Below are 15,479 nucleotides of genomic sequence, written 5' to 3'. Positions count from 1 at the left end.
CCAAATTCTCCGAACTGCAAATTTCACCCTATTACGAAGGATTCGTTTGTCGAGTTGAGAATCCCAACGCCAATTTGAGAATGTATTGTACCTGCCCTTTTGATTTTGTAACTTCAGGGTACAACAACACATAACCTCAATTACTATGAAATTTCTATCTTTTTTATTCTTAAGCATTGGGTGCATAGCACTTGCGGCACAATCAAAAATAGCGATAAACCAGGCCACGCTGGCTGCTCCTGAGGCTTTTCGGGCAGAGGCTACGGTGTACCTCTACGATGAAGATGGAACTATTTCGCTGGCACGTAAAGGCACTAACGGAATCATCTGCCTGGGCGATGACCCCAATAAGGAGGGATTTAGTGTGGCCGCTTACAGCGAAGAATTGCAACCCTTTATGGAGCGTGGCAGAGCCTTACGTGCAGAAGGTCTTACCTATCAGGAGATCTTTGACCAGCGAGAGGCCGAAGTACGCAGCGGTGCTCTGGAGATGCCTGACAAAAGTACGCTGTATGTCCTAACAGGCGAGTTTGATGATGACAACAGTCCTACAAATACCCACTTGCGCTACGTGTTTTACATTCCCTTTGCGACTAGCGAATCTACCGGACTGCCCACATCGCCTGCCTCTCCCGGTGGCCCCTGGATCATGGACCCTGGCACACACAGAGCACATATAATGATCACTCCACCACGAAAAGATTGACCAAACCAAACAATATGCGTGATTAAATTGTTTAACTTTGCAGAAGTGCTTGAAAATTCGATAATTAGAATACTCCCCTTCAGGCACTGAATCAAAAAACAAAAATTTCAAAATTTTATGCTTGCAGAAACAAGAAGCAAAATTTCTTACGAAGATGTACTGGCTAATGTGATCGAGAATATTAAAAAACAAGGTTACGAAAACATTAGAGCAGATTTAAGTGATTACGAAGCCCCGCACCAATTGACTGGTAAAACAAACGACATCAACTTCACTCCTGATGTGACAGCAGAAAAAAATGAAGGCAAAGCATATTTTGAGATTTCTACCAAAATGGATCAGCCAAACGAATTGATCAACAAATGGAAGCTTCTAGAGATGCTTGCTCAAATGAAAAATGGTAAATTTCAAATATTTGTGCCGCATGGCCACATGAAATTCACTCAGGAACTGATCAAAGATCACAACATCAACGCTGAGTTGGTAAAACTTTAAACCGAAGCCCTTCACCTTGAAGGGCTTTTTTTTATCTCCGATTTTTTCAGCTACCACCTACTCCCCTCAAAAAAACCAGCCCATACCTACCCGCATGTTCTTGCAGATGAAACTTAAGGCCGATTACTTCTTCAGCCGGATTCCGTCCTGTTCTAATTCAATCAGTCGCTTTTTATAAAGTGCGCCAATGGCTTTTTTAAAGACCTTTTTACTCATCTGTAGGGAGTTTTTGATGGCCTCAGGATCACTTTTATCATGTAGCGACAAGTACCCGTCATTGCTCCTCAACTGCTTCATAACTTTATCAGCATTGGGCTCTATACTTTCATAGCCTATAGGCTCCAGGCTCAAATCTATTTTCTTGTCCGGCCGGACCTGCTTCACATATGCCATGGTACGGTCACCTGGCTGCACCGCCTTAAAAACCTCATTTTTATAGACTAATCCTTTATAAGTATCATTCACAATGCATTGATAACCTATATCGGTAGGCTCACCTATCAAAATCTCGACAGACTCGCCTTCTTCCAAATCTATATCCTCCGTCTCCAAAAACTTGTTGAGATGGGAAGAAGCCACCAGCCGGTCCGTAACATCATCCAGATACATGTACACCAGGTATGACTCTCCAGCGTACATTTTATCCAATTGCTCCTTGAAAGGAACGAGCAGGTCTTTCTCCAGCCCCCAGTCTAAAAAAGCACCAAAGCGTGTGGTTTCTTTTACTTTGAGGTAAGCAAATTCGTCACGCTGGATTTTGGGCGTTAAAGTGGTAGCAATCAGGCGGTCTTCTGAGTCAGTATAAATAAAAACGTCTAACATATCCCCGGCACGAGCCTCTTCAGGGATGTATTTATTGGGAAGCAAAATTTCCTCTACATCGTCCCCTACGTACAGACCTTGCTCAGTTTGCTTGAGTACTTTCAGGGTGTTTACTTTTCCGATCTCAATTATTGGTAATGCCATATTGGATGCAAAGGTATTCTATTTCTTATGGGTAGTTTAACTTTGCGCCTTCCTGTAACGAATACATATCCTTAAATCATGGGCTCGTGCCCAGAAACTAGATAAAACATGAAAAAAGCAGAGATTCACACCAAAAAAGGTGTCATGAAAATCGAATTTTACGAAAAAGACGCCCCTAAGACGGTTGAAAACTTCATCACATTGGCAGAAAAAGGGTTTTACGATGGCCTTACTTTTCATCGTGTTATCCCAAATTTTGTGATTCAGGGAGGTTGCCCTGATGGCACCGGAGCTGGTGGACCTGGCTATAGCATCGATTGTGAACTAGAGGGCGACAACCAGTATCACGACAGAGGCGTACTCTCTATGGCGCATGCCGGACGTAACACAGGAGGATCTCAGTTTTTTATCTGCCACAGTCGTGAAAACACTGCTCACCTGGACAGAAACCACACCTGCTTTGGCAAGGTGGTAGAAGGTGTAGACGTGATCGATGACATCCGCCAGGGCGACGTAATGGACAAAGTGGTCATCACCGAATAATCCATTCGATAAGCACATTAGTAAAGGATGTTTCTCATTGGGGAGGCATCCTTTTTTATTGGCTCCTCCCTATGATGTGAAAAACATAAGCATTCCTTATTTTAGTACATATCAATGTACTAAAAACATGCTTACTACCACGATATCAGATTTTCGCAAAGACGTTAAGTCTTACCTCGACAGGGTAACAAAAAATTTTGAGACTTTGATCATTAACCGTGGTAAAGACAATGGTGTGGTCATCATGTCACTAGCCGAATATAACTCACTGTGTGCTACCAACCATGAACTCTCATCTAAAACCAACGAGAGACGGCTAGATTCCGCCATTGATAAACTCAATAATGGCTCTTCATTTCCCAAAGACCATATTGAAGAATGAAGTTCGTTTTTGTGGAAGAATCTTGGGACCTCTAATGGCAGAAAACTGATAAAAAGACGCTCAAACGCATTAATCAACTTTTAAAAGACATCTCCAGAAATCCATTTTCAGGGATCTGCAAACCAGAACCATTGAAGTATTAATATTAAGGTTTTTGGTCTAGAAGAATAGATACGGAGCACCGCTTAATTTATCAGGTTAAAGACGATGCGATTCTGATAGCCAAGTGTCGTTTACATTATGACTAATTGGGAATAAGAGTGTTTCTTCAAACTTAATTCCATCAAGAATAAAGAATTACCAATACTTAGCAAGAGCCTGGCACAGGGCTCGAAGTTCATCTCATGATAATTGTCATTCAGTAACTACGTTCACCTCCAGCATTTCCTCCGCAAACTCCAACGAAGCTTCCAGCACCGCTTCCACATTCTTACTTTTCACAGGATTGGCAATCACGTGTTCACCCGCATCGGGAAAAGCCATCAGCTTTTTGTGATCTGCAGGAGTAGCCGTATAGCGGTCAAAAGCCCTGATGGCATCTATAGAGATGGTCTTGTCCTGGTTTTCTTCGTCTCGGTAATAAAAACCCACAAAATACGGCTGCTCTACGCGCTCAAACACCTCAGGTGTCATGGTTTCGTCAAGAAGCGCCTGCAATGCGATCAAGCCCTCGGTCCGGTAGGTGGTGGTCCAGTACTGTTTAGCAGGTCCCTCTGGTTCTTTGGCTGGCTTGCGGTAGTCACCGAGCATCTTTTTTAAGATCTGCTCACCCCAGGGACCAGTGAGCATCCGGGCTGAGCGGTCAAACAGCGCTATATTAGGCGAATACATCAGCAAAGCGTCAATGATTTCCACATTGGCTCCTGCCAGATATATAGCCAATGTGCTGCCAGTACTACAGGACATTACGATCACATTTTCCCCCAGTAACTGCCCAATAGCCACCGCTTCTTTAGCAGATGCTATCAGCTCATTGGGCGTCAGCTCCAAAAAAGAGTCTTCATCTTCCAGGCCATGCCCCGCCAGCAGAGGAATGTACAGGTTACACCCAAGCCGTTTGGCAAACTCCACATGTGTAGGGTGCGACTCCATAGGACTGGCAGTAAAGCCATGCAAATACACCACACTGTAAGGCGTTTTTCGGATGCTGTCAGCCCATACGATCCGCGATTCATTATCAGGCTTGAGGTTAGGCAAATCCTGGTCTTTGGCTCGTACGTAGCGATCCAGACTATCCAAAGAAATGTCCCAAAGCTCAACTTCAGGAGACAAAATGGGATCAAATTTGGCTCTGGGGCCAAAAAAGTAGGCTGCGGCGATTACAAGGATAGCCACCCCCAATCCTATGAGGTATTTCATATCTTTTACAGGCTTTTGCAAAGGCAAAATACAGAAAGAATTCGGCTAGCCCAAAGTAAGCACATCTCCTTCTCGAGAAACGGAAATACGAGCCAACGCACTGGTGGCCGGACCATTGGTCACCTGCCCTGTGGTATTAAATCGGGAGCCATGGCAGCCGCAGATAAATTCTCCCGAAAATGTCCAATCACGTGTACATCCAGAATGAGTACAAGCACTGCTAAATGCACTAATACTACCTCCCACATTGACCAGTAGGATGTTTTCATCTGGATGCAATAGCCAGCTATCGGGATCTTTTAGCCTCGAAAATGGTGAAACACTCAAATCGACAGTAAGTCCACTACCCCCGGTAGGTGCTGGCTCCTCATCTTCACTACAGCTTTCGAGGGTAAGCCCAAAGCCCGCCAGGGCAGCCACTAATCCTGCTCGTTTGATAAATTCTCTCTTTTTCATATTGTAGGGTTTTGTTGGTATGCTCATTCAACCTACGATTAAACCCTTTAGTTGGATTTTATGCCAATTAATTGGTCATCAGATGAAGTTTAACGAATTCTTTTTTTGATATACCAAACATTTGACTGTATATCAGCTATTTTTGCGGTCCTTTTTTAATAGGATTTATGACTGAAATTAGAAATATCGCCATCATCGCACACGTAGATCATGGCAAAACTACCCTCGTAGACAAGATGATCCACTTCTCTAAACTCTTTAGAGAAAACCAGGAATTCGACGACCTTATACTGGATAACAACGACCTGGAACGTGAACGCGGAATTACCATTTTATCTAAAAACGTATCTGTAAACTACAAAGGAGTAAAAATCAACATCATTGATACTCCTGGTCACTCCGATTTTGGTGGTGAAGTAGAGCGTGTACTTAAAATGGCTGATGGCGTGCTACTCCTCGTAGACGCATTTGAAGGACCTATGCCTCAAACCCGCTTTGTAATGAGCAAGGCTCTCGGTCTAGGCCTCAACCCTATCGTGGTGGTCAACAAGGTGGACAAAGAAAACTGCCAGCCAGAAGTGGTAATGGAGCAGGTATTTGACCTGATGTTTTCTTTGGATGCTACTGAAGAGCAGCTAGACTTCACTACTGTATACGGATCAAGTAAAAACGGCTGGATGGGCCCGGATTGGCAAAAGCAAACGGAAGACATCTCCTACCTCATGGACATCATCCTGGAAAAAGTACCGGGACCTAAAGTGGTGGAAGGCGTACCTGCTATGCAAATCACCTCTTTGGATTTCTCCAATTTCGTAGGACGAATCGCCATTGGTAAGGTGGTGCAGGGCACTCTTAAAGAAGGCGCCCAGCTCGGTTTGGCCAAAAAAGATGGCACCATCAAAAAGGTGCGGATAAAGGAACTGCATACTTTTGAAGGACTAGGAAAGAAACAAGTAAAAGAAGTGCCTTGCGGAGATATCTGCGCAGTTACAGGCATCGAAGATTTTGATATTGGGGACACCATCACAGATGTAGAAAACCCTATGGTACTCCCACGAATCGCCATAGATGAGCCTACCATGAGTATGCTTTTCTCAATCAACGATTCACCATTTTTCGGTAAAGAAGGAAAGTTTGTTACCTCACGCCAGATCAGAGACCGTCTGTTCAAAGAAGTAGAAAGAAACCTCGCGCTACGTATCGAGGAAACCGGCTCGGAGGACAAATTCCTGGTATATGGAAGGGGTATTCTTCACTTGTCGGTACTGATCGAAACCATGCGACGTGAAGGCTATGAGCTACAGGTAGGTCAGCCACAGGTACTGATCAAAGAAGTAGATGGCCAAAAGATGGAGCCTATAGAGCACATGGTGGTAGACGTGCCGGAAGATTACTCCGGAAAAGTGATAGAACTAGCCACGCAGCGTAAAGGTGACCTGAAGGTAATGGAGCCAAAAGGCAGTATCCAGCACCTGGAATTTGACATCCCTGCACGTGGACTGATCGGTCTCAGAAACCGCATGCTTACTGCTACGGCAGGCGAAGCGGTAATGACGCATAGATTTAAGGCTTATGAGCCTATGAAAGGTGAAATCCCTACAAGAAACAACGGATCATTGATCGCCATGGAAGCTGGTGCAAGTACTGCCTACTCGATGGACAAACTCCAGGATAGAGGCATTTTCTTCATCGATCCGGGAGATGAGCTCTACATCGGTCAGGTAATCGGTGAGCACTCACGTGGCAATGACCTGGCTGTAAATGTGGTGAAAGGCAAGAAGCTGACCAACATGCGTGCGTCTGGCTCTGATGACAACTCCAAAGTAGCTCCTAAGCGTCAATTTTCACTAGAGGATGCTCTGGAGTACATTCAGAAAGACGAATACGTGGAAGTAACTCCCGAATCTTTGCGCATGCGTAAGATTCAGTTTAAACCGTAATTACACCATCGGATATACATAATGAAAAAAGCTACCTGACCATCAGGTAGCTTTTTTTGTTGCAAGACCTGCTCCTTCGCTATTTCTGCGTATCTTCTAAGGGCAACCTACCAAACCGACTATGTACACCAAAAGAAACTATGGCTTTTGGATGACTTTTAACTGGTCCAAAAAGCCCTTTATCCTTGGATTGCTTTACAGCCTTTCCGTTTTTACCCTTTCTCATTTTCTGGAAAACCAGCTACACATTCCATGGAGTGCCGTAACGATCTTAGGTATTGCCGTAGCCTTTTATTTGGGGTTTAAAAACAACTCATCCTATGATCGCACCTGGGAAGCACGCAAGATCTACGGGGCTATCGTCAACAGCAGCCGATCTTTTGGTGCAGCTGTAGTCTCCTTTGTTCAGGGCAATAATGCTCATAAGATCAAAAAAGAACTAATCTACCGACACATCGCATGGATGACCGCCTTGCGTCATCAGCTCCGACTCAGCAAACCCTGGGAGCACACGCAAAACCGACTAAGCATCTACTCTCCTACCATTTGCGAAGATTACAACAACAAACTGGATAAGGAGCTATCTCAATACCTCCCGCCTGAAGAACTCTCCGCTCTAAACGGCAAAACAAATAAAGCCACTCAGATCATGCGCCATCAGGCAGCGAGGTTGCAGCAGTTGCGAGACTCCAACCACTTTGAGGATTTTCGTCACATGGCGTTTCATGAGCTGATCAAAGAATTTTATGAAAACCAGGGCAAAGCCGAACGCATCAAAAACTTTCCTTTTCCGAGACAATATGCCTCTACAGCGCTATGGATGACCTTTGTATTCTCAGCATTTGTTCCTTTTGGTATACTGAATGTCTTTATTGATACCGCTCCCTGGATTTATTGGTTCAGTCCGGTGATCTCTGCTCTTATTATTTGGGTATTTTTCTTGATGGAAAAAATTGGTGATTACTCTGAAAACCCATTCGAGGGAACCTACAACGACGTGCCCATCACTCAAATATCCAGAGGAATAGAAATTGACATAAGGGAGATGATTGATGATGAAAACATTCCCGAACCCATACAGGACATGAAAGGATTCTTACTCTAACCCTGCTTACTGGCAAGCGCAAGCGAAATCGCCTTAAAAGACTGCCCTTCCGAAATAGCGCACCCATTTTCGATCATTTCGAACAACTCCATTTCGCGCGTCTTGCCATAGGCTTTTTCCGTGGTATACACTTGCACTCCGTCAGGGGCCTCCTCCTTGGCTTTTTCCCAAAAGTCTCTGGCTGTAAAGTCTACATCATGGCTTTCTGCACTCATACCCATTAGGATGATTTTGTCCTGTAAGCATTGAAAAGCCTTGATATCCGTACTGGACCGATGCTCCAGGTACTGCACCTTTCTCAGCACACCCTCAAACACCACATCGCTAAAGAGCGTTATGATATCCTCGGCCTTGTCCAGCTCCTGCTCTTTCAGGCGCACCCAGTCATCAGCAGTAATGCCATTGACGATGAGATAGTCTACAAATTCCTTTTCCAGGTTTTTGAGCTCATCTGAAGTGAGGTTGCGGTATTTAGGAGATACGGGCATAGCGCGTTAGTTTGCAGATTGTATAAGGGCCGCAAAGATAAAAATGCCAACCAGAGATATGGAAGCGATCACTCACTTATTCAAAGGAAGACCCAGGATTAGCCGGTGGCTTTCGTATCATCTGCTGTCCAGCCCTCCACGAATGATTCTGCTTAGCTTTCTGTTGGCCATCGGGATTGGTACTGTGCTACTCTGCCTACCGGCTGCTACCGCTGCGCCGGGCTCCATGCGTACAATAGACGCGCTATTTATGGCTACATCCGCTACTTGTGTCACGGGCCTATCCGTGATGGACCCGGCGGCAGACCTCTCTCTATTTGGTCAGCTTACACTACTGGCACTCATTCAGCTCGGCGGACTAGGCATCATGTCATTTAGCACGTTTTTTATGTTCTTATTTGTAGGAAAACTCACCATCAGCGGTAGAGGGCTACTAGTGGACAGTTTTAGCCAAAATCCTATTGGTGAGCTAGGAAAGCTTATCGTTACAGTATTTTCGTTCACTTTTGTACTGGAAATCATCGGTGCAGCCATCCTTACCTACCGGTTTTTAGAGCATTTTTCCTGGGATCAGGCCGTATATTATGGAATCTTCCAAAGCATCTCTGCCTTTTGCAATGCGGGCTTTGATATACTACCGGGCACCTATGCGGGCTATGCTGCGGACGGATGGTTTGTGCTCACCAATATCCTGCTGATCATCGCCGGAGGACTGGGGTTTATTGTCATTTTCGACATCAACGCACAGGCCAAACATCTAGGCAATCACTTTTTCAGCCGGCTGAGTCTTCATTCTAAGATTACTATCAGCCTTACCGTCGTTCTGTTGCTGGTGGGAGCGGTATTTTTTGTGGCACTCGAGTACACCCGTGGACTTTCCGGGATGCCTTGGGGCGATCAGGTCCTCACCGTACTGTTCCAATCTGCTACCACCAGAACCGCAGGATTTACATTACTTCCTATTAGCGAACTTTCTGCCCCCACCCTGTTTGTATTCATGCTGCTCATGTTTATCGGAGCTTCACCGGGATCTTGTGGCGGAGGCATCAAAACCACCACATTTATGCTCTTCCTGCAGGGCATGACCCGTCAATTTTCAGAAAATCAGGACATCAACCTCTTCTACCGGCGTATACCCGGAAAAACACTTTCCAAAGCTGCGTCCATTGTGTTTTTCGCCATCTTCACCATCGCTACGTTTATGTTTTTGCTCTTACTCACCGAAGTATACTTACATCAGCAGCCGTTTACTTTCATGGAAGTGCTCTTTGAGACGGTTTCTGCCTTTGGTACGGTGGGGCTTTCACTGGGCATCACTGGCGACCTGTCACCAGCAGGCAAGGTGATCGTCTCCGTACTGATGTACCTGGGTAGGCTTGGGCCCATCACATTGGTATTGGCATTAAAAACGCAAAAACAATTTCACCTCAGATACCTTAAAGAAGATATATTAGTAGGATAGCTATGAACATCAATTTTGATAAAATCACGGGTAAAGGACGCAATGAGTCCTTTATGCTCATCGGCATGAGCACCTTTTCGCGTTTTCTGGCGCGCTACCTCAGCGAGCGCAACTTTGAAGTGGTGGCAATAGACCAAAGTGAAGACCGCATCGAAAAGGTGAAGCCATTTGTCACCAAAGGAATAATCGGTGATGCAAAAGATGCGAGCTTTCTCGAAAAAGCCGGAGTAAAAGACGTGGATGCGGTGATCGTGAGCCTTGGCAGAAAAGCCGATGACAGCCTGCTCATCGTGTACCACCTACACGAACTGGAAGTGGAAAATATCTATGTAAAGGTCGTAGCAGAAGACCATGCGAAAATCCTCAAAAAAATCGGTGACTGTGAAATCATCTTTCCGGAGCAAGAAAGTGCGCTACGTCTGGCGCAGCGCATCGACAACCCCAACATACTGGACTACATCCCACTCACGGACAGCTACTCTATCATCGACTGGACACCCAACGAAGAGTTTATTGGCAAAACCCTCGGTGAACTCAACCTCAAAAGTGAATTTGGAGTACAGGTCATCTCCATAGAAGACGCTCAGAAAAAGGTAAAATTGATTCCGAAAGCTTCTCACTACATCAAGCAAGGAGATGTGCTGGTGGTAATTGGCGAAAATGAACACCTGGAAAAGCTAAAGGAACAGAAATAGTTACCGCTCAGCCCCGTTAATATCCGTCTATAGCACCAGCCGGCAACTAATCATTATTGACTGGTATAAGCCTGTTTTTCAGCTGTTTATTATGGCATGAAACCAACCTTTATCATTGCAACCCTGATCTGCATGCACTATGCAGCCAGCGGGCAGCGAGACAGCCTTAGAAGCTACTACCAGCAGAGCATTGCTGCCTATGAAGCAAAGCACTATGACGGCTTTTTGTTTTTCACACAAAAAGCCAATGATTTGCGTCCCAACCATCCCGCTATTACTTACAACCTGGCTGCTGCTTATGCCCTTACCAAACAACCCAAAGCAGCCATAGCAACACTCAAGCATCACCTGACGATGAACGCCAGCCTTAACTATCACCAAGATGAGGATTTTAAAAGCTTACACCAGCGTTCCGATTTTTTAGATCTTGAAACGTTCGTCAATGAACTAAACCTAAGAATCAGCAATAGCAAAACCATCCACAAGCTCGATCAGTCCCAGCATCATATAGAATCCATCACTTCCCTCCCATCTGGAGACCTATTGCTGGGTTCTGTCAATTCGCGCAGGCTGTTTATAGCCGATAAAAAAAGCATGTCTCCGGTATTTGATCATGCAAAACTTTACAGCGTCATGGGGATGGATGCCACCCAAAATATCTTGTGGGTAGTCTCGGCAGCACTTCCAGAAATGAACCGGTATGAGGAGCAGCTCAAAAACCAATCTTCCGTTTTCGGATTAAACCCTCAAAATTTCGAAGTAATCTTCCAATACGAAGTGCCCAATGCACTCCTTGGTGATGTGATCGCTTATCAGGAAGGCACAGCACTGGCTACAGACGGCCTAAACAATGCTGTCTACGAACTCTCTAGCACCGGAGCCACCAAACGCTTTGACTTCTCCAATGAATTGTACAACCTGCAGGGGCTGGCGATAGACGGTAACCACCTCTACCTCGCAGACTACATCACGGGTCTGTATCATGTAGACCTCTCAACTGAGCAAGTGCGTCCCGTGAAAAGCATGGGCTGGTATGCAGACAAAGGCATCGATGGGCTGGTGTATCACGCCGGAAAATTAATAGCCTTTCAAAATGGAACTACTCCCAAAAGGGCCCTCCAAATCACCCTAAGCCAAGCCGAAGTAATACATGCTGAAACCCTGGATCAAAGCCTCTACCCGTTGGGTGAACCCACCCAGGGAGTACTGGTAAATGATCAGATACTATACATCAGCAACAGTGCGTGGGACGCTTATACTGACAGCAACTACACACCAGACCCGGATCGCAAATTACACCTCAGGGCCATCAAGCTGAAATAAAAAGAGGCTGCAGTAAAAGTGTTTTTACTACAGCCTCTCGTGTATTGATTGATAGAGTTGAGTACTAATCCAACTCAATGACCAGGTCATCTTGCTGCACTAAATCGCCCGCACGGAGCTGAATACCCGTAACAACCCCATCTTTCGGGGAAGAAACGCTGGTTTCCATCTTCATGGCCTCTATCACGAAAAGCACATCTCCTTTTTTCACTTCGGCACCTTTCTTCACCTTCACCTCCGCGATACGGCCCTGTAGTGGAGACCCCACTTCACCAGGTCCGTCAGCTTTTCTATTGGACACTTTGTCCACAGAAGCCTTCTTATCTCTGATCTGGATTTTTCGCGATTGCCCATTGAGCTTAAACGACACGGTGCGCATGCCTTCTTCATCTGGCTCCGTGATGTAGCCCATTTCTATGATGATGGTCTTGCCTTTGGCTATTTCCACCAAAATCTCCTCGTCTTCTTTCATGCCATAGAAAAACACAGGAGATGGCAAGTGGCTTACTTCGTCGTATTGCTGTATATGGTCGTAGTATTCTTTATATACTTTCGGGTACAGTTTGTACGAAAGGAAGTCTTCGAAATCGGCCCCTGGAAAGTCTTTTTGAAAAGCCGCAAACTCTTTATCAAAATCTACCGGATCCATCTGATCATTGGCGCGCCCGTTGAGCGGTTGCTGATTTTTCAGAATAAGCTTGCTGATCTCCGCCGGAAATCCACCATGGGGCTGCCCAAGTTCGCCTCGGAAAAAGCCCACCACAGATTCTGGGAAACTTAGGGATTCACCACGTGTAACAATATCCTCTGGCGTAAGGCCATTGGATGTCATAAACATGGCCATGTCTCCTACCACTTTGGAAGATGGAGTCACTTTGACAATATCGCCAAACAGCTTATTGACGATCGCATAGTTGCGCTTGATCGTCTCAAATTTATGCTCCAAACCAAGCGCTATGGCCTGAGGGCGAAGATTAGAATACTGCCCTCCAGGAATTTCATGGTGATAAACTTCTGCAGTACCTGCTTTGAGCTCCGACTCAAACGGATAATAATAATCGCGCACGCCTTCAAAATAGGTACTGTGCTGGTTGAGCGAATCCAGGTTCATATCCCTACCTCTCTCGTGGTACTGGAGCGTAGCCACCAGGGAGTTGAGGTTTGGCTGTGAGGTGAGCCCAGACATAGACGCCAGGGCGCCATCCACAATATCTACTCCTGCCTCTACGGCTTTTAGGTACATCGCTGACTGCACCGAAGAAGTATCATGCGTATGTAAGTGAATGGGCAGGTCTACGGCCTCTTTGAGTGCCCCAACGAGTTTTTCAGCAGTGTAGGGCTTCAGCAAGCCAGCCATATCTTTGATCGCCAGCATGTGCGCTCCGGCATCTTCCAGCTGCCGGGCCATGTCCACATAGTACTGTAGCGTATATTTTTTCTGATCCGGATCCTGCAATTCGCCTGTATAGCAAATACATGCTTCTGCCAGAGACTCGGTACGCTCTCGCACAGCATTGATACTCACTTTCATGTTGTCGATCCAGTTGAGCGAATCAAAAATCCTGAAAATGTCCATGCCGTTTTTGGCAGACGTCTCTATAAACTGCTCGATCAAATTGTCCGGATACGCGGTATAGCCTACGCCGTTGGATCCACGCAGGAGCATCTGAAACAAGATATTAGGAACCGCTTCTCGCAACAGTTGGAGTCGCTTCCATGGACTTTCTTTGAGGAATCTCATGGACACGTCAAACGTGGCTCCACCCCACATTTCTAGTGAAAAGATTTCCGGATTTTGTACGGCATAGCTTCTGGCTACCTTGAGCATGTCAGCCGTACGAAAACGGGTAGCCAACAAACTTTGGTGCGCATCTCTCCAGGTGGTATCCGTAAAGTAAATTTTTGGATCATTCTTGAAGTGCTCTACGAACTTTTCCCTTCCCAGTTTTTTCAAGAGATCGCGTGTACCCTCTGGCACAGGTGCTCCCTTTTCCACCTTTGGTACGATCAGCGGCCTAAATTTCTTATTGGGATCGTAAGACTTCACATCCGGGTTGCCATTTACCGACACCTCGCCTATGTAGCTAAGGGTCTTGGTACCTCTATCAAAGCTCTTTTTGATCTGAAACAGCTCCGGGTGGCTATCGATGAAGTTTACCGTGGCTTTGCCTTCAAAGAAATCTTTGGTATAAATCACATTTTCCAGAAAGCCGATATTGGTTTTGACACCACGCACTCTAAACTCGCGTAAGGCCCGGTGTAAGCGCTGTGCAGACCCTTTAAGCGTACGTCCTTTGGCTGTCACTTTTACCAGCAGAGAGTCAAAGAAAGGTGAGATTTTCACGCCGTTGTAGACGTTGCCTGCATCGAGGCGTATGCCAAAACCGCCGGCACTTCTGTAGGCTATGATGGTGCCATAATCCGGACGGAAGCCATTTTCAGGGTCTTCGGTAGTCACCCGACACTGTATGGCATAACCGCGAGTACGGATATCATCTTGTGACTTGATATAGATCTGCGGATGTGAAAGCTCACAACCTGCGGCGATCAATATTTGTGACCGAACAATATCCACACCCGTCACCTCTTCGGTGATGGTATGCTCTACCTGTACACGAGGGTTTACCTCTATGAAGTAGATGTTTTCATCAGGGTCTATGAGAAATTCTACCGTACCAGCATTGTTGTAATTGACCTGCCGCGCAATCTTAAGCGCATAGGCATACAGTCGCTCTCTGGTTTCATCCTTCAGTCCTTCACTGGGAGCTACCTCTACCACTTTCTGAAACCTCCGCTGCACTGAGCAGTCACGCTCGTAAAGGTGTACCACATTGCCATGGTTGTCAGCAAGCACCTGCACTTCGATGTGCTTAGGGTTCTCCACGTATTTTTCCAGAAAGATGGTATCATCACCAAAAGCCTTACCTGCCTCGGAGCGTGCTTCCGCAAAAGAATGAATGAGCGTACTCTCGTCACGCACTACACGCATGCCGCGTCCACCACCGCCAGCAGACGCTTTGAGTATCACCGGATAGCCGATGCGCTTAGCTTCAGCTTTGGCTACTTCCTCATTGCTGAGCACCACCTGATTGTCTTCGATCACGGGTACTTCCGCAGCGCGAGCTACCTTTTTGGCCATCACCTTGTCACCCAGCTGCGACATCACTTCTGGCTCGGGGCCAATAAACGTAATGCCCTCCTCCCTACATCTGGTAGCGAAGGTGACATTCTCAGAGAGAAAACCATACCCTGGATGGATAGCGTCTACATCGTTTTCTTTAGCTACTGCTATGATCTGCTCTATGTCCAGGTAAGGTTTTAGCGGCTCACTTTCCGGGTCTAGCTGATAAGCTTCATCAGCCTTGAAACGGTGCAGCGAGTAGCGGTCCTCATGCGTATACACTGCTACGGACCGAATGTGAAGCTCTGAAATGGCACGCAAAACACGGATGGCAATCTCCCCGCGGTTAGCTACCATGATTTTCTTAAAAAATTTGTGGTTTTCCATAAGGATTGGAAATTAGTAAGTTCTTGGTTTCTTTTTGTTTAGGCTTGGTTT

Annotated in this window: 14 protein-coding genes and 1 pseudogene; 10 read left to right on the top strand and 5 right to left on the bottom strand. The window is 46.0% G+C overall.

Translation table 11 applies throughout. The features are described from left to right. Window positions 1-145: 145 nt before the first annotated feature. Both C7460_RS22260 and C7460_RS22255 read left to right on the top strand, forming a co-directional pair. A complete protein-coding gene (locus tag C7460_RS22260; protein ID WP_115870355.1) occupies window positions 146-706 on the top strand; it encodes a hypothetical protein in 561 nt (186 codons plus the stop codon). Window positions 707-823: 117 nt separating this feature from the next. Next, a complete protein-coding gene (locus tag C7460_RS22255) occupies window positions 824-1,201 on the top strand; it encodes a hypothetical protein (protein WP_115870354.1) in 378 nt (125 codons plus the stop codon). A gap of 123 nt (window positions 1,202-1,324) precedes the next feature. Here the strand turns inward: C7460_RS22255 and C7460_RS22250 are convergent, their stop codons facing one another. Continuing rightward, window positions 1,325-2,167, bottom strand: coding sequence for a CvfB family protein (locus C7460_RS22250; RefSeq protein ID WP_245986528.1), 843 nt, complete (start codon window positions 2,165-2,167; stop codon window positions 1,325-1,327). A 108-nt stretch (window positions 2,168-2,275) separates the two neighbouring features. Here C7460_RS22250 and C7460_RS22245 point away from each other — a divergent pair, with 108 nt between their 5' ends. From C7460_RS22245 to C7460_RS24165, 3 genes and pseudogenes are all read left to right on the top strand, one after another. Further along, window positions 2,276-2,710 carry a peptidylprolyl isomerase gene (locus tag C7460_RS22245; protein ID WP_115870353.1) on the top strand — a complete coding sequence of 145 codons (435 nt, stop codon included), beginning with the start codon at window positions 2,276-2,278 and terminating at the stop codon, window positions 2,708-2,710. A 127-nt stretch (window positions 2,711-2,837) separates the two neighbouring features. Then, window positions 2,838-3,092 (top strand): type II toxin-antitoxin system Phd/YefM family antitoxin, encoded by a 255-nt coding sequence (locus C7460_RS22240; protein ID WP_115870366.1) that lies wholly within the window; start codon window positions 2,838-2,840, stop codon window positions 3,090-3,092. A 47-nt stretch (window positions 3,093-3,139) separates the two neighbouring features. Continuing rightward, a pseudogene (locus C7460_RS24165) lies at window positions 3,140-3,340 on the top strand (Txe/YoeB family addiction module toxin); the annotation flags it as partial. 106 nt (window positions 3,341-3,446) lie between these two features. Here the strand turns inward: C7460_RS24165 and C7460_RS22230 are convergent. Both C7460_RS22230 and C7460_RS22225 read right to left on the bottom strand, forming a co-directional pair. Continuing rightward, window positions 3,447-4,451 carry an alpha/beta hydrolase gene (locus C7460_RS22230; RefSeq protein ID WP_115870352.1) on the bottom strand — a complete coding sequence of 335 codons (1,005 nt, stop codon included), beginning with the start codon at window positions 4,449-4,451 and terminating at the stop codon, window positions 3,447-3,449. 45 nt (window positions 4,452-4,496) lie between these two features. Beyond that, on the bottom strand, window positions 4,497-4,907 hold the full coding sequence (locus tag C7460_RS22225; protein ID WP_170148142.1) for a QcrA and Rieske domain-containing protein: 411 nt from the start codon (window positions 4,905-4,907) through the stop codon (window positions 4,497-4,499). A gap of 167 nt (window positions 4,908-5,074) precedes the next feature. Here C7460_RS22225 and typA point away from each other — a divergent pair, with 167 nt between their 5' ends. Both typA and C7460_RS22215 read left to right on the top strand, forming a co-directional pair. Further along, window positions 5,075-6,847 carry a translational GTPase TypA gene (gene typA / locus C7460_RS22220; RefSeq protein ID WP_115870350.1) on the top strand — a complete coding sequence of 591 codons (1,773 nt, stop codon included), beginning with the start codon at window positions 5,075-5,077 and terminating at the stop codon, window positions 6,845-6,847. Window positions 6,848-6,968: 121 nt separating this feature from the next. After that, the gene (locus C7460_RS22215) at window positions 6,969-7,952 is read left to right on the top strand and encodes a bestrophin family protein (protein WP_115870349.1); all 984 of its coding nucleotides are present in this window, start codon (window positions 6,969-6,971) and stop codon (window positions 7,950-7,952) included. On the opposite strand, the gene C7460_RS22210 is transcribed toward C7460_RS22215, so the two are convergent. Continuing rightward, on the bottom strand, window positions 7,949-8,440 hold the full coding sequence (locus C7460_RS22210; RefSeq protein WP_115870348.1) for a DUF6495 family protein: 492 nt from the start codon (window positions 8,438-8,440) through the stop codon (window positions 7,949-7,951). The genes C7460_RS22215 and C7460_RS22210 overlap by 4 nt on opposite strands. A gap of 58 nt (window positions 8,441-8,498) precedes the next feature. Between C7460_RS22210 and C7460_RS22205 the strand changes: the two genes are divergently transcribed. The 3 genes from C7460_RS22205 to C7460_RS22195 all read left to right on the top strand — a co-directional run bounded on the left by C7460_RS22205 (window position 8,499) and on the right by C7460_RS22195 (window position 11,920). After that, window positions 8,499-9,902, top strand: coding sequence for a TrkH family potassium uptake protein (locus tag C7460_RS22205; RefSeq protein ID WP_170148141.1), 1,404 nt, complete (start codon window positions 8,499-8,501; stop codon window positions 9,900-9,902). Between the two features lie 2 nt (window positions 9,903-9,904). Then, the gene (locus C7460_RS22200; RefSeq protein ID WP_115870346.1) at window positions 9,905-10,597 is read left to right on the top strand and encodes a potassium channel family protein; all 693 of its coding nucleotides are present in this window, start codon (window positions 9,905-9,907) and stop codon (window positions 10,595-10,597) included. A gap of 96 nt (window positions 10,598-10,693) precedes the next feature. After that, entirely contained in the window at window positions 10,694-11,920 is a 1,227-nt protein-coding gene (locus tag C7460_RS22195; protein WP_115870345.1) for a hypothetical protein, read from the top strand. Between the two features lie 64 nt (window positions 11,921-11,984). On the opposite strand, the gene C7460_RS22190 is transcribed toward C7460_RS22195, so the two are convergent. Then, complete coding sequence (locus tag C7460_RS22190; RefSeq protein ID WP_115870344.1) at window positions 11,985-15,428, bottom strand: pyruvate carboxylase; 3,444 nt, start codon at window positions 15,426-15,428, stop codon at window positions 11,985-11,987. Window positions 15,429-15,479: the final 51 nt, after the last annotated feature.

The sequence above is a fragment of the Marinoscillum furvescens DSM 4134 genome, assembly GCF_003386095.1.
In the GTDB taxonomy this organism is placed as follows: Bacteria; Bacteroidota; Bacteroidia; order Cytophagales; family Cyclobacteriaceae; genus Marinoscillum; species Marinoscillum furvescens.
This window is presented reverse-complemented; position numbering and strand designations above follow the sequence as displayed.